A 24685-nucleotide genomic window follows, 5' to 3' on the forward strand; every position below is an offset into this window, starting at 1 on the left:
TAACAAGGTGAATAAAAAAATAGAAATGAATGAATAGTCGTAAAAAAATTAACAAAAAATTTAATTTTTTAGTCAATTTGAATAGCAAGATTAGTAAAATTGCTTGTTTGGAGGGTTTTTAGTTCCGTTTTAGTGAACTGAAAATACGAAAACCACGATGCGGTTTCGTCAGGCTCGATGAGTTGGTGTTCTTTTAAAATTAAGTACTGAGAGTAACAACGCGCTTTTAACATGACCTGCGTTAACGGTAAGGCAGTATCGCCCTTATTTACGCCATTTTGTAGCTGCTCCATCACACCTTTAAATGGCAAATATTTAAAGGCCATTTTGTCGATGACTCGCGCACTGACCTGAATTGACTTATTACACAACAACGTAGTTAAAAACAAAGGATCGGGCTTTAGCTCCAATAACGCTGTGTGTAGGTCTTTTTGGTTTTCTTGGCGCGCTATTTGTACTTTTCGTTGCCATACCTGCTCAAAGGTTTTTAAATATAAACGTACCAGCGTAATACGCCCTACATCTAATAACATACCCAGAGTAAAAGCATGAATGTCGTTTACGTCGTTTAGCTCTGCAATTTTTTGGGCTGCAATAGCGTTGGCCATTGCGCTGTCACGTAGCCGGCGTTTTAGTAACGAAAAAGGCTCGGTGCTGTGTGGCATCCAGTGGCGAACTGCAAACGTGGGAATAACTAACTGTAAGTTATCAAGCCCTATGTAACGCAGAGCAAGTGCTGGGCTATCTACTTTTACCGCGGTATTTTTTTTACTACGCTGGTTTCGGTAATAAGGTAAGTTAACGAGCGTAACCAGCTCTCGTCCAAGCCAACTTAAATCGTTTACTAACGGCTCCAAGCGGCCAACTGAGGCAGACTTTACCGCTAATATATCTAAAATAGTGGCGACACTGTCTTCAATCCCTATCGTGGTTTGAATTACTGCGTCTATATCTTCGAGCTGTTTAAATATGGCTGTTTCTATTACTTTATGAAGCTGTTCGCTGGCTTGTGCACGATACTTATGATGCGCGGTGCTTGTTTGCTTACGCTTTTGTTGCGCTGATACTTCAACCTGCAACAAGGTGCGCTGCTTCATAGGCTCGCCGTAATCAATATCTAATGTATGAATAAACCCAATTTGCTGGTGCGCAAAGCTATGACCCAACAGCAAATCGTGTGCTCGTTGGTCAAGTATTTTTGCTGTACGCTGTTGTAATGCAAGTTCGGTCATAATGCTCATTAAATAGTAAGTATTGAATACGTTTAGTATTATTAGACTAGAAGCGAGTTAAAAAGTTATCAAGCAGTTCTAATCCCTGCTCTGTTAAAATAGCCTCAGGATGAAACTGCACCCCTTCAATTGCTAATTCTTTGTGTTGCATTCCCATTATTTCGTCAAACTCACCTTGCGGTGTTTGTGTCCACGCTGTTATTTCAAGCTCGTTGGGTAACGACTGCGCTTTAACCACCAGCGAGTGATAACGACAAACCGTTAACGGATTAGCTAACCCTTTAAAAACACCTTTGTTGGTATGCATTATGGCAGATGTTTTTCCGTGCATTACTTTTTTGGCGCGTACTACATCCCCCCCTAGCGCTTGCGCAATAGTTTGATGCCCCAAACAAATTCCTAAAATAGGGTATTGGCCTTTTAACTGCTCAACAACACTTAACGATATACCAGCTTCATTCGGTGAGCAAGGACCCGGCGAGATAACTATATGTTCTGGATTAAGTTGCTTAATTTGTGCAATGCTCAGCTCGTCATTGCGCTTGACTAATACGTCTTGATCTAATCGCTGAAAGTACTGCACTAAGTTATAAGTAAACGAATCGTAGTTATCGATCATTAAAAGCATGTAATAGAGTACTCAAAAAAGGAGTTATTGGGAGTATTTAAGCCTTTGCATTCTAACCTAAGCCGCGTTAGGTGTCAGTGGTTTGCGGCTATATAAACAGTAATTCCCTCTTTAGGATGAAGTAACGGCTCTTTTTTTGTCCCATTAATTTTATATTTATAGGGTTGAATTACGATCGACCTAGCCCAAGGTTATACTATGAAATGGCTTATTTTCTGTAAGCGTATTTATTTTTATTAAGGAGCGACTATGTTAGGCGAAGACCATTCATTAACAAACGACTTTCCTGAGCACACAAGCACGATTAACACGTTAAATAAAAGTGATGCTGACTTTGCTGATAAAGCTAAACAGTACAATAAGCTAGATAAAGAAATAAGAGTATTAGAATTGGACGGTGCGCCTATTAGCGACGAGCAAATGCACCAGCTAAAACACGACCGCTCTGAACTAAAAGATTGGTTATATCAGCGCTTAATAAGCGCATAGTAAATCTAAAACTCCAAAACAAAAAAGAGTTCGCCCTTTTAAAGTAGTGGACTCTTTGTTTGTCTTCAATGAAACTCTATAGGGTGTATAGCTTAGTGATACACCCTTTAACTCACGCTCATATTGCGTTAGCTATATTGCAAGCTGCAATAACTTTAAATCGAGCGCATCTATTAATTGCTGATTTTTAGTGTCATTTAATGCATCAGCATGAGGGGCTGCAAAACACTCAGCGTCATTATCAAAATACAGCCCTGTTGAATTGCTAAATTCATCGCTTAGCGCAGCACGGTAAAATATATCGGCACCTAACTTTAAATCGCCGCCATTGGGGCCGTATGCGTCTTTAACCATTTGACTACCCAGTAATGACTTAGGATTAACCGATACCACTAATGGACCGCTCTCCTTAAGCTTTAAGCCCATATGACGCGACCACATTGTAATTGCCAATTTGCTTTGTGCGTATGCTGCGTTGTCAGACAAAGCGCTTTGTCCAATCAGCGCATCTAAGTTGACCGTTGCCTGCGCCGCTGACGACACATTCACTATTCGCCCTTGGGTATTAAAAAGCGGCAATAATAAAGCTGTTAATAAATAAGGAGCAAATGTGTTTACTGCAAATCGTGCATCAAGACCCTCTGCAGTTTCTGGGTTCTCAAGTTTAAACACACTGGCATTATTAATCAGTACATCTAAGCGTTTATGATCAGCTGTAATTTGTTTAGCCAAGTTTTGCACCTGCGCCATTTCGCTTAAATCAGCTACGTAGGTTTGTGTACGCGCTTGCGGGTAGTCGTTATCAAGCAAAGTGTGTACGTTTTTAAGCTTTTGCGCGTTACGCCCATGAAGAAGCACAGTATGGCCTTGCGCTAACAGCATTTTAGCTGTTTCAAACCCAATACCATCTGTTGCACCTGTTACTAAAATTGTTTTATTCATACCTGTCTCCATGTTGTGTAGAACATAGCCTACACATTCAACGCTTAATGATGGGGTTATAATAGCATTGCCACTTGTGAGTGATAATTAGGCAGTCATTTAATCTGTATATAGAAAATATTAATAAAGCGATTCAAAACAAATGTGTGTTTTTTAGCCATTTATTTGAATTTTGAACAATTCATAACTATTGTTTTTAAACTTCCTTAATAGTAGTATTTATCATATAAATATATTTTCGAGAAAACACATGAAAGTTTTAGTGACTGGCGGTATGGGTTACATAGGTAGCCATACATGTATTGCATTACATGAGGCGGGTATTACACCTATTATTTACGATAATTTGTCTAATGCGAGCCCTCGTGTGCTTGACCAACTCGAAAAGATTACAGGCACTCGCTTTGAATTCATTTTAGGTGACATTCAAGACGAGCAGCAGTTTAAACTTACGCTTAAACACACCCAAGCTGAGGCTGTATTTCACTTTGCAGCACTAAAAGCGGTAGGTGAATCAACCGAGCAACCGCTGCGTTATTATCAAAATAATGTATCGGGCACGCTTAGCATGCTTGAAAATATGCAAGATGAAGGTGTTAACCATATTATATTTAGCTCATCGGCCACTGTGTATGGTGAGCCCGACTACTTACCAATAGACGAAAAACACCCAATTCGCGCGACCAACCCTTATGGTTGGACTAAAGTCATGGTTGAACAAGCCATGCAAGACGTATGTAATGCCAACAGCAACTTTATGGGCATAGCGCTTCGTTACTTTAACCCTGTAGGCGCACACCCAAGTGGCTTATTAGGCGAAAGCCCAAATGGTATTCCAAATAATTTAATGCCCTTTATTGCCCAAACTGCGGTAGGTAAACGTGAGGTCGTTAATATTTTTGGTGACGACTACGACACCGAAGATGGCACAGGCGTGCGCGACTATATTCACGTTTTAGATTTAGCAAAAGGCCATGTTGCCGCATTTATGCAACACAAAACAGATACCGCCTTTCACGCATATAACTTAGGCACGGGCCAAGGTTATTCAGTACTTGATATGATCAATGCGTTTAGCGCATCAGCGGGTAAAACAATTCCCTATAAAATTGCACCGCGTCGTGCAGGCGATATTGCGTGTAATTACGCCGATGCCACAAAAGCGCAAACCACCCTTAACTGGCACGCAGAACTAACACTTAGCGACATGACCAACGATACATGGCGCTGGCAAACTAATTACCCAAGTGGGTTGGAGAGTTAATATGGCTTTATTAGAAAGTACTCACAGACGTAAAAACCCGCTAACGGGGCGTTGGGTATTAGTATCACCGCATCGGAATAACCGCCCATGGTTAGGCGCAACCGAAGCCGTTAACGAAACGGTTTTGCCAAAGCATGACGAAAGCTGCCCACTTTGCCCAGGTAACACCCGTGCAAATGGCGATAGCAACCCAGATTACAAATACACACATGTATTTAGAAATGATTTTGGTGCGCTGACGCCTAATGCCAGCGAGCAACCACAAAACTTAGAGTCAGACAGCGATTTATTTATTGCTGACGAAGCAAGCGGCGAATGCCGTGTCATTTGTTTTTCGCCAGAGCATAACAAAACACTGCCTGAGCTGGAGCACGATGCCCTACACGAAGTAGTAAAAACGTGGAAAGACAACTACACAGATCTTGCACAGCACTATGAGTGTGTTCAGGTATTTGAGAATAAAGGTGAGATCATGGGGTGCTCGCAGCCCCACCCGCATGGCCAAGTATGGGCGCATTCGCACCTATCTACCGAAATAGAAGCCGAAGATACACAACAACGCGCTTATTTTGATAAACACGGCACAGCCATGCTTGCCGACTATGTACAAAAAGAACAAGCCGACCAAACTCGTGTCGTATTTGAGAATGAACACTGGCTTGTTGTGGTGCCATTTTGGGCAGCATGGCCGTTTGAAACACTGCTTGTAACTAAAGATAACATTCAAAACTTTAGTCAGTTAACTGATGCACAAACCGATTCACTCGCTCAGGCATTAAAAGTATTAACGACTAAATACGATAATGTATTTAACTGTAGCTTCCCGTACTCTATGGGTTGGCACAATGCACCCGCAAATCGTGGTTCAGATGAGCAACATTGGCGCTTGCATGCACACTTTTACCCGCCACTTCTTCGTTCTGCCACCGTGAAAAAACATATGGTAGGCTACGAAATGTTAGGCGAAAGTCAGCGTGACTTAAGCGCAGAAACAGCCGCTTCTATTTTAAAAGCAGCAAGCACAACACACTATAAAAACACAGCAGGACACACAGATGACGCTTAATGAATTTCAACACCACTTTTTATCACTGTACGGTGCCCCTGCTCAAGGTATTGCGGCTGCACCAGGACGTGTAAACCTAATAGGTGAGTTTACCGATTACAACGACGGCTTTGTATTTCCGTGCTCATTAGAGTTTCGTACTCAAGTGATGTTTAAAGAGCGCGACGATAGCACGATTACCGTGCAGTCATTAAATTACCCAGGCGAGCAAGACCGTTTTAACGTTGACGAACCGATTAGCGAAGGTCAATCGCAATGGGGGAATTATATTCGCGCGGTTGCATTTGTATTAAAACGCGCAGGTCACACTTTACGTGGTGCCGATTTACTTATTGATAGTAACTTACCGCAAGGCAGTGGCTTGTCATCGTCGGCTGCATTGGAAGTTGCCGTAGGGGGAATGTTTAACCATATTGCGCAACTTGGTTTAACCGAAGAAAAAATTGCACTACTGGGCCAAGAAGCTGAAAACGACTTTATGCATTGTCAATGTGGCATTATGGATCAGCTTATTTCGGCAAAAGGCGAAAACGGTCACGCTCTTTTAATTGACTGTGAAAACCTAGCAACTAAGTCAGTGAAAGTACCTGATGACTTAAATATTGTTATAGTGAACTCTAACTACCCACGTAAATTAGTAGACAGCGAATACAATCAACGCCGTATTGATTGCGAACAAGCTGCTGAAAAAATGGGAGTTAAAACACTTCGCCAAGCAACAATGGCTAAACTAGATGCTGTTAAAGCACAACTTAGCGATAACGAATACAAACGTGCACACCATGTAATTAGCGAAAACGACCGCGTTATTGCAGCAACTAAAGCATTGCAAGCCAATGATATGCAGCAACTTCGCGAATTGATGGCTGCATCACACCAATCACTTAAACACGACTTTGAAGTAACCGTACCTGCAACAGATGGCTTAGTTGAAATTTGTAAAGAAGCCATGGGTGAGCGCGGCGCAGTGCGTATGACTGGTGGTGGTTTTGGGGGGGCAATTGTATGTTTATGTCGCGATGTAGAAGTACCGTTAATTAAAGCAGCCGTTGAAAAACATTACTTTGAACGCTTTAACTTATACGCAGATATTTATGTGTGCTCAGCGGGTTCAGGGTTACAAATAACGTCTTTTTAAAAAATAGGTATCAATATGGCAAAGGTTAACTGGGGTATTATTGGGTGTGGCAATATTGCTCACACCTTTGCTAAAAGCATTGCGCATTGCGCTGATGCTAAGCTTATTGGCGCAGCATCAACTAGCAAGCAGCGCGCAAGCGAGTTTGCCACACACTATTCAATTAAAGGCTATGAGAGCTACCAAGCCCTTATGCAATGCCCAAACATTGACGCTATTTATATTGCAAACACCCACAACCAACACTTTCAAAGTATAGCCCAATGCTTAATGCATAATAAGCACGTACTAAGCGAAAAACCCATTACCATTAATGCACAGCAACTCATTACATTAAAAGAGCTAGCGCAGCAGCAAAATCGCTTTTTAATGGAAGGAGTGTGGATGCGCTTTCTACCCGCTATTGTAAAATTAGAAGAATTATTGAACGAAGCGGTTATTGGCAAAGTACACAGTGTTAATGCCAACTTTAGCCTAGCGGGTGAATTTGATTCATCACATCGCTTAATGAACCCAAATACAGCCGGTGGTGCATTACTTGATTTAGGAATTTACCCTTTATCTATTGCTGATGTGGTTTTTAATAAAGCCCCAGAAGAAATCAGCTCATTTGTGCATAAAACAGATACAGGCGTGGATGCTCGAAATATTGCCATGCTTGATTATGGTAATGGGCAGTTTGCACAACTTAGTAGTGCACTTGAGCAAAACGGTCCAACTGAAGCCTATATTACAGGTGATCATGGCTTTATACGCATACCTTGGTTTGTAGGTGCGAAAAGTATTGAGATTCATATTAATGGGCAAGCTACCCAACATTTTGACTACTCATTTAATGATGATGAAAACTTTAAATTTGAAATTGATCACGTCACTGAGTGCATACTAAATAAACAAATACAAAGCTCTGTATTACCACTAAGCACTAGCTTACGGGTTATGACGATGATGGATAACCTGAGAGCCCAATGGCAGCTTGAATATAGCGCGACAGTCGAATCTCATAACATAAATTTATAAAAATACACGCAACAAGGATCCACAATGACAACAACACACCGATTAAAAACGCTTTCAAAAGCAATGCTGTTAGCCACGGCCAGTTTAACTACCGGTGCAGTACTTGCTGAATCGAATAAACCTGAGCAACTTTACCCGCCAATAACCAGCGAAGTGCTTCCAGAATTAGCCACTAAAGGCGCCTATAAAGTAGGCGTAAAAACCCTAGATTTAGTTAATCCAGCGCAATTTGATCCCGCAACGCAAAGTCAAAAGGATCGCCCTTTGAAAGTTGAGGTTTGGTATCCGGCGGATAGCAAAGCAAACAAAGCACTCACCAGCTACACAGACATAACACGCTCGGGTAAACAGTTTATTTTACAAGCCGATGCTATGCGCGATGTAGGTGTAAGTAACGCAGAAAACTACCCTGTTATTGTGCTTTCGCATGGTTATACCGGCTACCGTACAATTATGTACTACCTTGGTGAGCACTTAGCTTCGCATGGGTACATTGTTGCTGCGCTTGATCATACAGACTCAACAAACGCCCATGTAGATTTTAAAAACGCGCCATATGCGGGGTTTTTTAGCACCTTGATTAATCGCTCACGCGATCAGCAGTTTGTGATTAATTATTTTAACGAACAAAGCAACTTTGCAAGCGAGCAAGTAGATACAGCCAGCGCAGGTGTTATTGGCTACTCTATGGGCGGATTTGGCGCAGTTAATACGATTGGTGGTTGCTATGCCTTCAACGAACAAACAACCGCAATGTTTACGGGGATGACTGACCCTGCCCAAATTAAACAAGTACAGCAATTACTTAATAGCTGTGCAGGTGGACAATATCAAAATCCACAAGTAGACCCTCGTATAAAAACAATGGTGGCTATCGCACCTTGGGGTGGGCAACATAACTTATTTGATGCCAAAGCAATGAAAAATATCAAAGTACCTTCACTTTATATTGCAGGTGACCTAGATGATATTTCTGGTTTTGAAGGTATTAAAAACCTTTACAACCAAACTGGCAGCGCCGACAAGTACATGCTTACTTATAAAAATGCCCGCCACAATATTGCGCCACACCCAGCCCCTGCAATTGCCCAAAGCAGCAGTGAATTAGACTTAGGTCATTACTACGAGCCATCGTGGTCGTTGCGCACCATTAACGAAATAAATAAGCACTTTGTACTTGCGATGATGGATTGCCACGTAAAAGGCGTAAGCAGCCAATGTAAATACCTAGATTTACCTCAAAATGGCGATCAAGCCATTGTTGATGGTAAACCGTTACCGCAGTGGTACGGCTTTGATAACCGCTTTTCTTCAGGTATGGATTGGCAACAAGGTAAACCGCGCAGTAAGTAATACTTAATTTAAGCGGCTATAAAACTTGATAGCCGCCTTCACCTTAAAATAATGCCAAATAAAATACCTTTTACATAAATGAGTTAACTAAAAAATGAGAATGTTTGTTTTTTAATCGGCTATTTTAAGAAAAAAACCATTGCCATTAACCTTAGTTAAAGGCAATCTAGTCATATATAAGATAAGATAAATAACACAAATATCATGTCAAAATACATACTCTCAATTGATCAAGGGACCACAAGCTCTAGGGCCATCTTGTTTACAAAAGATGCAAACGTTTTTGGGTCAGCACAGCAAGAATTTTCACAGCATTTTCCAAAAAATGGTTGGGTAGAACATGACCCGAACGATATTTGGCAAACAGTGCTCAGCACCAGCCATGAAGTGATGGCTAAAAAAGATGTAAAGCCTGAAGAAATTATTGCTATTGGTATCACCAACCAACGCGAAACCACATTAGTGTGGAACAAAAAAACAGGCAAGCCAATTTATAACGCCATTGTTTGGCAAGACCGCCGCACCAGTGCTTACTGCGAAAGCCTAAGTACAGAAGAGCTTTGCCAAACGATTAGCGACAAAACAGGCTTACTACTCGACCCTTACTTTTCAGCCACTAAAGTACGCTGGATTTTAGACAACGTAGAAGGCGCCCGCGCACAAGCAGACGCTGGCGAACTAGCCTTTGGTACTGTTGATACTTACTTATTGTGGCACCTAACGGGTGGCAAAGAGCACCGCACCGATGCCACTAACGCATCTCGCACTATGTTATTTAATATTCATACCCAGCAATGGGATCAAGAATTACTCGACCTATTCGACATTCCTAAATCTATGCTGCCACAAGTCATGGATTCAGCAGACGAGTTTGGCTCAACCAGCGACGATATTTTTGGTGCGCCTATTCTTGTTTGTGGGATTGCTGGAGACCAGCAAGCTGCCCTTGTTGGCCATGCGTGTTTTGAACAAGGTATGGCCAAAAGCACCTACGGTACAGGGTGTTTTTTAATGCTCAATACCGGTGAAAAAGCACTCACATCTGAAAACCGCTTACTAACTACGGTCGCTTATAGGCTAAATGGCAAACCTACTTACGCCATTGAGGGAAGCATTTTTATGGCAGGCGCCACTATGCAGTGGATTGTTGAAGGCTTAAAACTATTGAGCCATGCCGGCGAAAGTGAATCATTAGTAAAAGATGTACCGCTTGATCATGGGGTATTTTTAGTGCCCTCATTCACAGGCCTAGGCGCACCGTACTGGGACCCTAACGCACGAGGCGCCATTTTAGGTCTAACACGCGACTCTGGCATTAGCACTATTGTTGCAGCTGCTTTGCAATCGGTGGGATATCAAACCAAAGATTTACAAAAAGCAATGGAACGTGATGGTCTTCGCCCAAGTGTTTTACGTGTAGATGGCGGTATGGTTAAAAATAACTGGGTACTGACCTTTTTATCTAACATTTTAGGTGCAACCGTAGAGCGCCCAACAGTCACCGAAACCACCTCGTTAGGCGTTGCTTATTTAGCTGGCTTACAAACGGGTATTTACGAGTCAACTGAGCAACTCGCTAAAATGTGGACCTGTGACCGTCGTTTTGAGCCAACTATGAGTGCTGATGAACGAAACGATTTATACGCAAAATGGCAACATTGTGTCGCGCAAGTTCGCCTATCTAGCGACGACTGCCAGCAATAGTAATTTTTACACGCCGTTAATTACATTTAGCGGCGTATTAAGCCACTTTAATGCTCATTAAAGGGCGCGTTTTACGATGTGTGATTTTAAAAAGATCAGGCTAAAAAATTTAAAATCAAAAAGCACGGTTAGCTATTGTCAAACACTAACGGTCGCTTTATGATGCTTTATGTCTTATTTATATTACAAATAAAAAGGTTAGCTCACAGTGGAATTAGCAGATAACGAATATGACTTACTTGTCGTCGGTGGTGGTGTAAACGGCACTGGAATAGCAGCTGATGCAGCTGGCAGGGGTTTAAAGGTATTATTGTGTGAACAATCGGACCTTGCTTGTGCAACATCGTCAAATAGTTCTAAGTTAATCCACGGTGGTTTACGTTACCTTGAGCATTACGAATTTAGATTAGTAAAAGAGGCCTTAGCTGAACGAGAAGTTCTACTTAAAAATGCCCCTCATATTATGTGGCCACTTACCTTTAGATTACCGCATCAATCGCATTTACGTCCTGCTTGGATGATCCGCATTGGCCTATTTATGTACGACAACCTAGCTAAGCGCGAAACACTGGCCGGTTCCCGTGGTATTAAGTTTGGCGAAAATAGCGTGCTAGAGCCGTCTATTGTAAAAGGTTTTGAATACTCAGATGGCTGGGTTGATGATTCTCGTTTAGTTATTTTAAATGCCCTTGCTGCACAAGAAAAAGGCGCTACCATTGCGACACAAACTAAGTGTGTAAACGCTAAGCGCGAGCAAAATAAGTGGCAAATTACGCTTGAGCAACAAAGCACAAAGAATAAATACACCGTATCAGCTAAAGGTATTGTTAATGCCGCAGGTCCCTGGGTTGCAAAGTTATTTGATGAAGCGCTAATTGAAAAATCACCGCAAAATATTCGTCTTGTAAAAGGCAGCCATATTGTTGTGCCACGCATTCACAATGAAAAAGAAGCCTATATTTTACAAAATAAAGACCAACGAATTGTATTTGTTATTCCATTTGAAGATGATTATTCGTTAGTTGGAACAACTGATGTAGAGCATAACGGCGCAGCGCAAGATGTAAAAATTAGCGATGATGAAATCGATTACTTAATTGATATCACTAACAGCTACTTTAAAAACCACATTAAACGCGAAGACATAGTCCATACTTTTTCAGGTGTGCGCCCACTGCTTGATGATGAGTCTATAAATGCACAAGCCGTAACGCGTGACTACAAGCTAGAGCTTTCAAGTGAAGGCAAACATACTCCACTGTTGAGCGTATTTGGTGGAAAAATTACCACTTATCGTAAACTGGCTGAAGCCGCTGTTGATAAGTTAGAAGACTTTTATCCGCAAATGGGTAAGGCATGGACTAAACACAGCGCATTACCTGGGGGCGACTTTAATAACGTTGAAGCGCTGACTCAAGAACTTAAATCTTTGTACCATTGGCTACCCGAAGTGACGTTAAAACGCTTTGTACGCACCTATGGCACACGCACAAAAATTATTTTAGGCAATGCGACACAACTCAGTGATTTAGGGCATGACTTTGGCCATGGCTTATTTGCAGCTGAAGTTGATTACTTATTAAAGCAAGAGTGGGCTGGTAATGCTTACAACATTTTATGGCGTCGTAGTAAACTGGGTTTACGTTTTAGCGATGAGCAGATTACAGTTTTAAATAATTATATTGAAACACTCAATTAATAAGCCGTTTCATTATCACTATTTCCCGTTTTTCCCTTTATGGTTTAACAAGCTATAAAGGGGCTTTTATTCTTAACTATTCAGCCGACTGGTATAGGTAGTTAAACCCACTAAGCGTTGCCGATTTAATATCAAACTCGCTGCATTGCACGCCTATTTTTGTCAATGCCATAGTAAAACATTTATTGAGTTGTGATGTACCAATAACAACAACCTGCGTATTACTGAGTAGCTGCCATTCACTTGCATAACGCGCTGCTCTTACATCACTGCCAATTAGTACACCCGATAGGTACGCTTTTGCTTGTACTGGGGTTAGTTCTTTAGACAGTTGGCGTGTTCGCACACTAAAAATACCATGGGCTAAATTTCCGCTATCACTACCCAATGTTAAATCGCAACCTTGTTCAAACGCTTGCCAATCAAATTCACCCTCAGCGCAATCGTCAGGAATTAATACACTTTGATGGCACAGTAAGTCGTATAACTCGCCGGTCATGGCGGTTTTAAAACAGATTATTTTACCATTGTTAATTAGCACCCACTTGGTATGTGTGCCCGGCAAACACAGTAAAATTTTACCTGTTTGATACTGCTCATTTTGTTTTAAAAAACCCAGTATTTGTAGTTCTTCACCGCGCATTACGTCTATTAGCGAGTTTTGCAACGTACATTTTGTACCAGGTAGGGCGTTAATCGTGTGGCCTTCGCAATCAAAACTGACAGCAGCATCAAGCAAGCCCTCAGGGTTAATTGGGCACTCTAGATAAGGGGTTTCATGCCAACCAATCGTTGATGTAATTTGGCCTGCAATATAAATAGGTAATACACCATGTTGCACTGTCCAAGGTGTAATGGCGTTAATGAGTGTTTGTTGAAAGTCTTGGTTAACTTTTACAACACCAGGGCCATCACATTGATCAATTAAAGTTAATTCATCGCCCTCACCTACTTTACATAAGTAAGCGCGTAAATGGCTTGTGCCCCAGTCAACGGCTATAAACAAAGATGAAGTAGTCAAACTTTAAAGCCTCCCACCGTCAATTTTTATGCCTTGCCCGGTGATCATACTGCTTTCATCGGCGGCTAAAAATAACGCTAAATTAGCCACGTCATCTGGCGTTACTAATTTTTTAAGCGCCATGGCTTCCATCCATTTGACTTGCTCTTCCTCGGTGAACCAGCTTGCTAATTGACGTTCAGTTGCAACCCAGCCCGGTAGTATGGCATTAACGCGAATACCAAACTCACCATAATCGCGAGCAAGTGCTTTGGTCATACCTATTAAACCCGCTTTAGCGGTTACATAGCCTGCCATTTGCGGCTGACCCATAATGGCATTAATAGAACTAAAATTAATAATACTGCCAGCACCTTCTTGTTGCATAAACGACATAGCAACTTGAGAAGCAAAAAAAGCAGGATTTAAATTAATCTGTAAGCATTGATCCCAATCTTTAACGGTCACATCTTCACTGGCTTGACGACGATCGTTTGCAACGTTATTGATAAGTACATTTACGCTACCAAGAGCGGCACATGCATCGACCAATGATCGTTGCAAAGAATTCGAATCAGTGACATCTACTTGTCTGTACCATAAATTAGCATCGGGTAAATCGCTAATAAGCGCTTGCGCGGCTTCATCATCTATATCAATGAATGCCACTTTGGCCTGCTGTTTAACAAACGACTCAACCATTGCTCTGCCAATGCCTGACGCACCCCCAGTGATAAAAATAACCTTGCCAGAAAGGCTGTGATATTGAGCTTGAGTGTTCAAATTAAATTTCCTTACAGCATGTTTTCAGTTCAACTTAAACCTTTTAAAATACGGTTACTTAGAGAGAAAGAGCCAAACCAAGGTGTTATTGCTGTGTTAAAATAATTAGCGATTTAAAAGTTTATACCATATCCTTACGTACATTAATATGATATATGATATATAATTAAGCAATAATGAACTCGGAAATTCGCACGATGAAAACTCAACCTCGCCAAAATTTAACTCACCAATTAACCCATGATTTAGGGTTTGCAATAGTGCGGGGCGTTTACCCAGTAAGCGAAGGACTGCCTTCAGAAGCCGACCTATGTATTAAATACAACGTAAGCCGCAGTGCAACGCGCGAAGCAGTTAAAATGTTGTCGGCGAAGGGGCTCATTTCATCGCGCCCTAAACAAGGTATTCGTGTTTTACCAGAAAGCAGTTGGAATATGTTTGATACCGATGTACTACGTTGGATTTTAAGCAGTAAGCCGTCACTGTCGTTATTAAAGGAATTTACCCAAGTACGTGTTGCACTGGAGCCACAAGCAGCCGCATTAGCTGCGGTAAGTGCCACACCAGAGCAACTTGCAGAAATTGATAACGCACTTGCGCGCATGGCCGATGCCGATGAAGGATTAGACGATCCGTTAGAAGCCGACATAGCTTTCCACACCAGTATTTTAGTAGCGAGTAACAACCGCTTTTTTGTGCAGCTGACTGAATTTATTAGCACCGCTCTTAGAGTAAGTATTCGTTACACTAATCATATTAAAGGTGTACCGGGTGCAGACGTAAATAAACATGCTGATATTTTAGACACAATTAAATCGGGTAACCCCGAGCGCGCTAAAAAAGCGGTCGAAACAATTTTAGAAGAAGCGCTAGAACTCATTGAATCGAAACTCGATTGATGACCAGAAAACACTATTAAAAAAGGGAGCTAATGAGCTCCCTTTTTACTGCTTATTATATTTTTATACCAATCCGCTTAATTAAGTGATCTATTTTGAGGATAGATAAACGTGTTGATAGCTAGGCAAAAAATTCGCTGTTTAGTTGTTCTAAATGAGAATTTTTTAACGCAAATAGCAACACTTTTAGCCCCTAAAAATGATTAAGTATTATTGCGGATTGGTATTAGTTAGCTCAAAAATAAGTGATGTTTGCGGGAATGAAATTGGCATTTGTAGGCCAAATTCCATCAACGCTTCACCCGTGAAGGTTTGCCCGTTAACGGCTGCAATAGACGAAGGACGGTATTCTTCAAATTGAACAGGCCACACTAAATTAAGTGTGTACTGTGTATCTGCATCTAAACCAACAAAACGAAGCTTATTAGGCGCGGTACGTGGTGTTTCGCGTACACTGTTATACGCAAATAACGCTTTTGATTTTTGCTCGTCGATTAAACCAAAGTTAATTGATAAATCGTCGCTATCTAGGCGGTATAAATCGGCGCCATGAATAAAGTCACGGTGCTCTTTGTGCAGTGCAATAGCCGCTTTAAGTGCACTGTATTCGTGATCGGTGAGTTCACGTGGATCCATTTCGATTCCCATGTGGCCAAACATGGATACCGCAGCACGCATTTCAATACTTACATTACGACCAGTGATATGACAATCACGCGGCCCTACGTGTGCCCCCATAACCGACGATGGGAAGAAGAATGAACAACCACGTTGAATTTCAAGGCGGTCAAGCGCATCGTTAGAATCCGACGTCCATACACGGTCTGTATGTGCTAGCACACCGTAATCTACACGTGCACCACCTGATGAACAGCTTTCTATTTCAAGGCCTGGGTGCGCTGCTTTAATACGATCAATTAAACGATACAGTGCCAGTGTTTGTTGATGCACTGCTGGTTTTCCATCGAAGTTACCCGCATGGTTAATATCGCGGTTCATATCCCACTTAATGTATTTAATAGTTGGGTATTCAACCAAAATATCGTCAATGGCTTTGTATAAGTATTCAACTACCTCTTTGCGCGTTAAATCAAGCACAAGCTGGTTTCTGAAGCTTAGTTGCTCGTTATTTTCTGAGCCTAATACCCAATCAGGATGAGCACGATATAAATCGCTATCTGGGTTTACCATTTCTGGTTCAAACCAAATACCAAACTCCATACCTAAGCTGTTTACATGATCGATAACTGGCGATAAGCCATTTGGATAAATTTCGTAATCTACCGTCCAATCACCTAAGCCGGCATAATCACCACGGCGGCCTTTAAACCAACCATCATCCAGTACAAAGCGTTCGATACCTAAAGGAGCTACTTTGTCGGCTAGCTGACAAAGTGTGTCTACATCGTGATCAAAGTAAATGCCTTCCCACGTGTTGTAGTGGACTGGGCGTGTTTTTTCGCGTTGTGCTTGGCTAAGTAAATTAGCTTTAACAAAGCGGTGGAAATTGCGTGAAAGCGCACTAAAGCCATCGCTTGAAAACGATCCATAAATACTCGGGCTTTGATACGTTTGACCTTTAGCAAGGGTAAGCTCGCCAGGTAATAATAACTCGCCCATTTGCACATAACGTCGCCCTTCAGGTAGGAGCTCTGCACGTAGTTTATTGTTACCACTCCACCCTAAATGAAAACCGTAACATTCGCCATGCTGCTCACCGGCATTTTCGTTATGTACTAACAAACCTGGAAATACATCATGTGATGTTTTGCCTTTGCGGTTTTCACGAACAAAGCTGCCTAATACTAAATCAACAGATTGACGTTGAAATTCGTTTGACCAGCGCCCTTCAAAACTGACTATTTTGCTGACGCTATCTGGTAATTGAAACGTTGGCGCTGCACAAAAACTTACGCTTAGTGGTGAGTCACCTAAATTAGTTAACACGGTGTGTGCACTTAAAACATTTGTGTTGTTATCAAGCGTAATACTATGAACTACTTCAATTCCACGTAATGTATCTTCACTTACAAACTCAAGCGTTGCTGATGATGGCTGACGCACCTCCTTGAGTGTAGGCCCTACAGACCAAGCAATTGAATCATTTACAAGCTCAAGACCAGGTGCACCAGTAAAGCCCTCACCTAACAGAGGAGAAAGAGAAATAGGCGCTTCTTCAACTACGGCACATTTTACTTCTTGACGGGTAGCAAGTTGAGTGAGCATTAACTCAGTTGTTTGCGCAGATAGACGCTTACCAAAATACAGTAACGCAGGTGTTTTGCTTTGGCAGTTGAAAATAACGGTGCTGTTTACACTGTCTAATCGATAAAATGATTTAGTGTTGGCCATGATTTTCCTATCCTCTTCTTCATTGTGTGAGTTATTAATATACCGAGGTAATGTTTGTGATATGCGTAGCTAGGCCTCAGAGTTTTTAGACATAAGCTATCAGACAGCAACCCCGTATAGTAGTATATATCATATAAATTAAGTTTTAACAGTTTTAATCTCGCAAATAAAGATGAGACCACGAGCTATAAAATTTATAACTCATACTGATTCACTTATCTGAATTTGAAATAATAAACCTTTGGACAAGAGTTTAGGTTTTCTATGCGGTAATTAAATATTTTAAAATAAAAATCGGCCAAAGCTTAACTTTGGCCGATTATGTCTACGTTAGTTACTTATTGCTGAGTTGTTTATTGTTTTACTGTGTTGTCAATTGCTGAAGATTTACCAGCCCATTGAGCGTTTAATCCAAACACAACTTTATTCACAGTTAATGCAAATGCGACACACACAAACAACGTTACCGGCATTAAGTGAATGTAGTGAATAGTAGTGTGAAGCGGTGAGCTTTCAAATGTCAGCATTCCGTACATCACAACACCTAAAATTACTGCGGCAATACCTGCTCGCGCATCCACATTTTTAAACAACAAGCCAACCACAAAAATTGAAAATATAGGCATACTTAGTAAGCCGTTTAGCTGCTGTAGTAAGTTAATAATACTGTCTGCTTGCTGGTAAATAGGCACAAGCACCAGCGTCAAACTAGTTAATAATAATGTTACATAACCACTTAGCTTTACTACACTTGGTTCTTTATTAAAATATGCTTCGTGAATATCACACACATATAATGCCGTAGATGAGTTTAGTAAACTGTTATAAGTTGAAAGCACTGCGGCGGCCATTGCTGCCGCAAACACACCCGTTAACCATGTAGGCATAACATCACCTACAATACGTCCGTATGCGGCATCACCAATGTCGCCATACAACTTGTAGGAAATAATACCAGGTAATACTACAATTGCCGGAACAATCAAAAGGCGAATGCCTGCTGCCGCAAAGATCCCTTTTTGCGCTTCTTTGACATTGGGTGCTGCCATAGCGCGCTGGGTAATCGTTTGATTAGTTCCCCAGTAAAACATCTGAATGAATATCATACCAGTCAGCAGCGTTGGCCAAGGGATAGGCGAATCAGGCCCGCCAATTAAAGTTAAGCGCTCTTGTGGGATACCGCTAAAGTCATAATCGATGGCGTTAAGCGCTAAGAACACGACAAGTATTGCCATACCGAGCACCAGTAACCCGTTGTAAGTATCCGACACCGCAACAGCGCGCAGACCACCAAAAAAGGCATAAATGGCACCTACAATAGCGAATGCGGTCGCGATGTACATGAGTGGAATATCAACTTTAAACATAGTTTGCATAAATAGCGCACCCGAGTAAATTACCGCAGGCATGTAAATGAGTGCATTTCCTGTAAAAAACAAACTGCCAATAACGGCGCGGATATGCTTGTTGTTATAGCGCTTTTCTAATAATTCAGTCGTTGTTGTACAGTTATATTTGTAATAAACCGGAATAAACACTTTAGCCAATAATATTAGACCTATAATCGCCGCAAGCTCCCACCAAACTAACAAAGCCATTTGGTTACCATTCATGCCAACTAACTGGTCTGTACTTAAATTAGTAAGCGTGATTGAACCGGCAACAAATATCCAGGTTAAACCGCCTCCTGCTAGAAAATATTCTTTATTTTGAGTTTGCTCACTACGTCCCTGATCGCGACATTTTAAGTATGTAAATAAACCAATTAGGCTCGTTACAATAGCAAAAACTAACACTTGGATCATACTATCAGACATTTTTACTCTCCTGCATTAGCGCGCATTTGCACACCTAATATCGTATTTTCTGAGCAATAGTTATGTTGTTTAATTAAGCGGTTAACTTGAACTAGCGACGATAACATTGCATGGATAGGTAATAAGTAATTTTGTTTATTAAGCTCAACAATATCAGTGTCTGGCAGTTTTCTTAGCACTTCTTCGTCGATTGTGTAGACACCTTTTACTCGTGTTTTCTTTCCATCACTAAAATTAATAACCAATTCTATTTCTTTAAGTAAGCTCAAAGAGAGTAACTTTTGGGTAAATTCATGTGAAAACTGTTCTCGCTGATAGTACTCACTCATTTTATCTTGCACTTGATGCAAAAATTGGCTCGGTTCGCCATTTTGGAATAAAGCTTCGCCCTGTGAATTATTCACATAGTCACTTTGTTCATTTATGTAAATAGTGAGTGTTTTATCTTTTTCAGGATCTGGCCCTAACTCGAATGGGGCTCGTAAAAACGCTGAAGGAACATGAACTGCTAGCCACTCTTGTTCTGTGAAGAACACATTGTGACCAGCGACTAAACCAAGCAATCCGACAGCGCGAAATTGCCCTTGAGTAGGCTCTTTCATATAAACAACGGGAAAGCTACTCGCAGCTGCGCCAAACTCATGAACAACTAATGATGCGTGGTGATGATTCTTTGAAAAGGCGAAATTGCTATGTGGTTTTATTTTTATATCCTGATGTTTTACAGGATCAAGTAGTACATAGTTAGACATGTTTATCTCTCGTCAAAGGGAATTACAGTTTTGCAAAACCCAATGAATTTACTTTATTAATAAGATCTCTGTGAGTGGGCAAATTATATTTCAGCTGATCTATACGTATTTTTGTCATCTGTAGCTGTTTTTTTGCTAGCTCACCTTGATTATAAATATGTTCCATTTGACTAAAGTCAGACTTAAACCCAACACCATATAAGATGTACTGATAGCTAGCAGCACTAAATGCTTCTACATTATCAGTAAAGTCATACTCGCTTGGGGAGCTATAACGCCAAATAGACAATAACTCTTGTAAAGAATTAGGAATACTCTGTGTATCGCGATGCTCAAGCCAAAACGGCTCAGTACGCTCACTCAAAGCATAATGTAACTTAAGAAAATCAATTACACCGCGCCACTTTTTCAACATGATTGCATTAAAACGTTTTGCAGTAATAGGCATTAACTCTTTATTTGCAGGCAGTTGATCCGCGATATAATTTGCAGACGCTTCAATAAGCATAAGCGCTGATGCCTCTAGTGGTTCTAAAAACCCTGAAGCTAAGCCAACAGCAACACAATTATTCTTCCAGAAAATTTTTCGGTGCCCTGGTTTGAAATTTATTTTTTTCGCTGTTTTTACCTCTTCCAAACCAACGTAATTCGCAAGTGTTTTGCGAGCTTGTTCTTCTGAACAATGTTTACTCGAATACACATAACCAACACCACGGCGTTCTTGTAAGCCAATATCCCATATCCAACCTGCCTCTTGAGCTGTTGAAATAGTATGACAAGCAATAGGATCATGTTCATTGATATAAGGAACTTGGGTGGCTATGGCCGTATCAGCTAAAAAAACATCATCGCAAGGAACAAACGGAACTTTTAGAGTTTCACCAAGCAACAAGCTTCGCATGCCTGAGCAATCTACAAATAAATCAGCTAGTTGTGCGCCATGTTCTTTGGTCTGTAAACAAGTGATATCACCACATGAAGCTTGCTCAATACGCTCAACGGTATCGCTAATGTGCTCAACACCAAGTTCACTAATACAGTGCTTTCGTAATAAAGTGATAAACTTTGCCGCATCTAAATGGTAGCCATAGTTAGCTATCACTTCGTACTCTTTGTTCGCAATAGTTTTCGGGGCTAAACCCTGTTCACATAAATATTGCTGAAAGCTGACTGCTTCAGAAAATGAACAAGTAGGTTCAACTACAGACTGCCAGTAAGGTGCTGGATCAACTTTATTAAACCCTTGTGGCTCTGTAAACGGGTGATAATAGACATCACCTTTTGCATTTACCCAGTTTACAAATTTACTAGCTTGTTTGAAAGTAGCCCCGCATTCACGCATAAATTGCGTTTCTGAAATTCCCAACTGTGCTAATGTTTTACGCATTGTTGGCCATGTACCCTCGCCAACGCCAACTACTGAAATTTCAGGCGATTCAATTAGGGTAACTTTAATACCTTGGTTGGAAAGGTTGCGAGCGTGTTTCTTTGCAAGAATGCCTGCAGTTATCCACCCTGCTGTGCCACCACCCAAGACAATAATTCGATTAATAACACCAGACAAAACGTTTACCTTTTCATTGCATGTTAAACATCAAGAAAAAAGGGGGTAAATCCCCCCCCTTTAAACTTACATCATAACCTGACTAGAACGAGCCTCGAATACCTAGTGCATAGCGAGAGCCTGAACGAACTTGTTCAGTAAAGTGACTTGCTAAGCTACCGTGTTTAGACGTGTACTCATCAGTAATATTAATACCCTCAAGTATAACTGTAAGATTGTCGTTTATGTCATAGCTGGCGCTGATATCCCACTGTCCATAAGTATCTACATACTCAGGCTCACCAGTATCACCGTTACGAAGAGTTTGTAAAAATGATTCACGATTATTGTAAGCAATACGGGCTTGGAAGCCGTCTTTTTCATAGAAACCAATTAAGTTTTGTGAATCACCTAATCCTTCTAACTGAAAGCCATCTTCACTGTCACTATTAACAATAGTTGCATTTGCTTGGAAACCAAAACCATTTTCAAACGTGTGAGTCCAAGCCATTTCTAGACCTTCAACTTGTGCAGTAGCGCCATTACGTGGACGACTTACTTCGAAATCATAGCTTCCACTTGCTAAAGAGAAAGACTCTGTAGCCGGTGTTACTGTAATAAAGCCTTCAACGTCTTTGCTGAAAATACCAAAAGATACGGCGCTTGCATCATCGTAGTACCACTCGTATGACATATCCCAGTTTGTTGATAGGAATGGAGTCAAGTTAGGGTTACCACCGCTTGCTAGTAAAATATCTGGGCGAGTTGTACCTATATTTGTCACTGGACGCATTGCTTCTAATGTTGGTCGAGTAATCGTTTCTGAGTAAGCAAAACGTAACAACATGTCATCTTCAACTTCAAACTTAGCGTTTAAGCTAGGAAGTAAATTTGTGTAAGAGTTTTTAAGCGTAATAGGAACAGAAGCTCGTTGACCGTTTGCATCTTCAATGTAAACCTGGTCAAGGATTGTACCGTCTAGTGGATTTTGAGCAATATCAACTAATGTAGCCTGATTACCCGATGCTGTAGTTGTAGTTTCACTGTAGCGAACACCAACATTTACAGTCCATGGTATATCACCTAAATCACCTTGGAATACAAAGTCAGCGTAAGCCGAAAATATTTCTTCTTCTATTTCAAAACTTGTACCTAACTCAACCGGCGTATAACCATTTAACGCTGCAAACGCTGCAATATTTGCATCTGCATCATCACCGCGGTTGGCTGACTGACCAGAAATAGCTGCATCAGATTCTAAGTACGATAAGTAATCATCTACATTGTAACCAAAGAATGAAGATGGAATACCATTAAACCAACCATTTGGTGTAACTAGATATGCTAAGTCATCTGGAACATCTAGACCGTAACCACAGTAGAAACAATTTGGTAAACTTGGCGATTGAAATACTTTAGCTTCTTTTGTTCTATCTTGTGTGTATACACCGTAGCGTAACTGAGTAAACGTTTCGCTATTTGGTGTGTAAGTGAAATCTGCACGCATTTCTGTGATTTCATCAGTACGCTCATCACCTCCACGCTCTACGTAGTGCGCACGAAGTTTACTTGAGTCTGCTTGAGTGAATGGGCCGTTAATTCCATCAGAAGATAAACCCGGTAAATCACCACCACCAGTGAAGTCATATGTATAACCGTTTGCGTAACCCATTACGGTGAAAACACGGCTTTGATCGCCACTTAAATCTTCAGCTTTAGACGTAGAAATATCGATATCTACTTTTAACTGATCTGTTAGTTTCCAATCAGCATTAAAGCCAAAAGATTGAATTTTAACGTTGCGGTCTAAACCTTGTTGAACAAAGTCAGTTGCACCTGAGCCCCCACCATTTGGATCGTCAAACGCATTGTGTGACCAATAAGTCACTGTTTCTGTTGATGGATCTACCTGAAAATCACGGAAGTTACCTGGAGTAAACCAGTTTGCATAGTTACTTACTTGAGACTCAACTTCAAATTTTGAATAAATACCGTCAAACGTTAAAGTTAGATCATCGCTAGCAGCGTATTGAAATACCAGTGTACCACTTGTGCGCGTGCGGTCTTCAACGTTTGAAGTTAAATCTAAATTACGTGGTACCCATACATTAAATGCTTCTTTACCTGTACCTGCAGCAGCATCAAAGTCATTTGTTTGGATACGATCGACACGGTAAAAGCCACGTGTATCAGCTTGGTTAATTTGTGCATCACGCTTTTGTACTGATAAAGAGGCTAGTACGCCTAATTTATCTTCCATAAAAGTGTCACTTATGAGACCTGAAAATGCAGGGGTTGTGCTTTCAGATAAGCTGTCGTAAGTTGCTTTTACATTACCCACAGCTTTGAAACCGTCCAAGTCAAAAGGTTTAGCTGTATTCAAATTAATGTATGAACCAATACCACCTTCTTGATTAGCAGCATTTGATGTTTTGTAGATATCTGCACCTGAAATTAGCTCTGAAGCAAGTGTGTCGAAGCTAAACTCACGGCCAGCTCTTTCCGACGCCATTTGACGGCCATTAACAGTAACCAAGTTAAACTGAGGGCCAAAACCACGCACTGATATAAGCTGACCTTCACCACCGCTACGGTCAATAGCAACACCCGTAATACGTTGTAGTGACTCTGCTACGTTTTGATCAGGAAATTTACCAAGATCTTCCGCCGAAATACCATCAGAAACGATGAGCGCTTCTTTCTTATCAGAAAAAGAACGCTTAAGGCTACTTATTAAGCCACGAACTTCAATAACTTCGATATCTTTTTCTGCTGTAGTCTCTTCAGCCCCTTGAGCTGCAACATGCCCGCTTGCCAGTACACCAGCGATGGCTAAACTGAGCGCGGTTTTCTTGTTGAACGATAAATTATTGTTAATTATCATTTTTTTAAAAACTCCTGATTGTGTGTAGTTATTTTGTCGTTGTGTTGGTTGAATAGTTTCAAAACTATCTCAAATACTATTTATATTATAAATACTTTAAAACAAGAAAAAGTGCAACCT

19 protein-coding genes are annotated in these 24685 nt (G+C 41.0%); 9 read left to right on the plus strand and 10 right to left on the minus strand.

Going from position 1 to position 24685, the window contains the following annotated elements:
* Positions 1–68 precede the first annotated feature (68 nt).
* On the minus strand, positions 69–1232 hold the full coding sequence (locus CWB62_RS05825; protein WP_138527329.1) for an HDOD domain-containing protein: 1164 nt from the start codon (positions 1230–1232) through the stop codon (positions 69–71).
* A 46-nt stretch (positions 1233–1278) separates the two neighbouring features.
* On the minus strand, positions 1279–1860 hold the full coding sequence (locus tag CWB62_RS05830) for an anthranilate synthase component II (RefSeq protein ID WP_058405969.1): 582 nt from the start codon (positions 1858–1860) through the stop codon (positions 1279–1281).
* 249 nt (positions 1861–2109) lie between these two features.
* On the opposite strand from CWB62_RS05830, the gene CWB62_RS05835 reads away from it, so the two are divergent.
* Positions 2110–2349 carry an HP1242/YdcH family protein gene (locus tag CWB62_RS05835; protein WP_058405968.1) on the plus strand — a complete coding sequence of 80 codons (240 nt, stop codon included), beginning with the start codon at positions 2110–2112 and terminating at the stop codon, positions 2347–2349.
* A gap of 132 nt (positions 2350–2481) precedes the next feature.
* Here CWB62_RS05835 and CWB62_RS05840 read toward each other — a convergent pair whose 3' ends face one another.
* Positions 2482–3291, minus strand: coding sequence for an SDR family NAD(P)-dependent oxidoreductase (locus tag CWB62_RS05840; RefSeq protein ID WP_138527330.1), 810 nt, complete (start codon positions 3289–3291; stop codon positions 2482–2484).
* Positions 3292–3541: 250 nt separating this feature from the next.
* On the opposite strand from CWB62_RS05840, the gene galE reads away from it, so the two are divergent.
* From galE to glpD, 7 genes are all read left to right on the plus strand, one after another.
* Positions 3542–4555 carry a UDP-glucose 4-epimerase GalE gene (galE, locus tag CWB62_RS05845; RefSeq protein WP_138527331.1) on the plus strand — a complete coding sequence of 338 codons (1014 nt, stop codon included), beginning with the start codon at positions 3542–3544 and terminating at the stop codon, positions 4553–4555.
* Between the two features lies 1 nt (position 4556).
* Positions 4557–5621 carry a UDP-glucose--hexose-1-phosphate uridylyltransferase gene (locus CWB62_RS05850; RefSeq protein WP_138527332.1) on the plus strand — a complete coding sequence of 355 codons (1065 nt, stop codon included), beginning with the start codon at positions 4557–4559 and terminating at the stop codon, positions 5619–5621.
* Entirely contained in the window at positions 5611–6759 is a 1149-nt protein-coding gene (galK, locus tag CWB62_RS05855) for a galactokinase (RefSeq protein WP_138527333.1), read from the plus strand. Before CWB62_RS05850 ends, galK begins: the two co-directional genes overlap by 11 nt.
* Positions 6760–6774: 15 nt before the next feature.
* Positions 6775–7779 carry a Gfo/Idh/MocA family protein gene (locus CWB62_RS05860; protein ID WP_138527334.1) on the plus strand — a complete coding sequence of 335 codons (1005 nt, stop codon included), beginning with the start codon at positions 6775–6777 and terminating at the stop codon, positions 7777–7779.
* A gap of 24 nt (positions 7780–7803) precedes the next feature.
* On the plus strand, positions 7804–9132 hold the full coding sequence (locus CWB62_RS05865) for an alpha/beta hydrolase family protein (RefSeq protein ID WP_138527335.1): 1329 nt from the start codon (positions 7804–7806) through the stop codon (positions 9130–9132).
* Between the two features lie 204 nt (positions 9133–9336).
* Entirely contained in the window at positions 9337–10836 is a 1500-nt protein-coding gene (glpK, locus tag CWB62_RS05870; protein WP_138527336.1) for a glycerol kinase GlpK, read from the plus strand.
* 208 nt (positions 10837–11044) lie between these two features.
* Positions 11045–12535, plus strand: a complete 1491-nt coding sequence (gene glpD, locus CWB62_RS05875) for a glycerol-3-phosphate dehydrogenase (protein ID WP_138527337.1) — start codon at positions 11045–11047, stop codon at positions 12533–12535.
* Between the two features lie 76 nt (positions 12536–12611).
* Here glpD and CWB62_RS05880 read toward each other — a convergent pair whose 3' ends face one another.
* Positions 12612–13556 (minus strand): 2-dehydro-3-deoxygalactonokinase, encoded by a 945-nt coding sequence (locus CWB62_RS05880; protein ID WP_138527338.1) that lies wholly within the window; start codon positions 13554–13556, stop codon positions 12612–12614.
* A 3-nt stretch (positions 13557–13559) separates the two neighbouring features.
* Complete coding sequence (locus CWB62_RS05885; RefSeq protein ID WP_138527339.1) at positions 13560–14318, minus strand: SDR family NAD(P)-dependent oxidoreductase; 759 nt, start codon at positions 14316–14318, stop codon at positions 13560–13562.
* A 197-nt stretch (positions 14319–14515) separates the two neighbouring features.
* Between CWB62_RS05885 and CWB62_RS05890 the strand changes: the two genes are divergently transcribed.
* The gene (locus tag CWB62_RS05890) at positions 14516–15217 is read left to right on the plus strand and encodes a FadR/GntR family transcriptional regulator (RefSeq protein WP_058405957.1); all 702 of its coding nucleotides are present in this window, start codon (positions 14516–14518) and stop codon (positions 15215–15217) included.
* Positions 15218–15427: 210 nt separating this feature from the next.
* On the opposite strand, the gene CWB62_RS05895 is transcribed toward CWB62_RS05890, so the two are convergent.
* The 5 genes from CWB62_RS05895 to CWB62_RS05915 all read right to left on the minus strand — a co-directional run bounded on the left by CWB62_RS05895 (position 15428) and on the right by CWB62_RS05915 (position 24565).
* Positions 15428–17569, minus strand: coding sequence for an alpha-galactosidase (locus tag CWB62_RS05895; RefSeq protein WP_138527340.1), 2142 nt, complete (start codon positions 17567–17569; stop codon positions 15428–15430).
* 353 nt (positions 17570–17922) lie between these two features.
* Positions 17923–19386, minus strand: a complete 1464-nt coding sequence (locus CWB62_RS05900; protein WP_138527341.1) for an SLC5 family protein — start codon at positions 19384–19386, stop codon at positions 17923–17925.
* A 2-nt stretch (positions 19387–19388) separates the two neighbouring features.
* Positions 19389–20138 (minus strand): SapC family protein, encoded by a 750-nt coding sequence (locus tag CWB62_RS05905; protein WP_138527342.1) that lies wholly within the window; start codon positions 20136–20138, stop codon positions 19389–19391.
* A gap of 22 nt (positions 20139–20160) precedes the next feature.
* Entirely contained in the window at positions 20161–21702 is a 1542-nt protein-coding gene (locus CWB62_RS05910; RefSeq protein ID WP_138527343.1) for a tryptophan halogenase family protein, read from the minus strand.
* A gap of 82 nt (positions 21703–21784) precedes the next feature.
* Entirely contained in the window at positions 21785–24565 is a 2781-nt protein-coding gene (locus tag CWB62_RS05915) for a TonB-dependent receptor (RefSeq protein ID WP_138527344.1), read from the minus strand.
* Positions 24566–24685 lie beyond the last annotated feature (120 nt).

It is taken from the genome of Pseudoalteromonas sp. S408 (genome assembly GCF_005886645.1).
GTDB lineage: Bacteria > Pseudomonadota > Gammaproteobacteria > Enterobacterales > Alteromonadaceae > Pseudoalteromonas.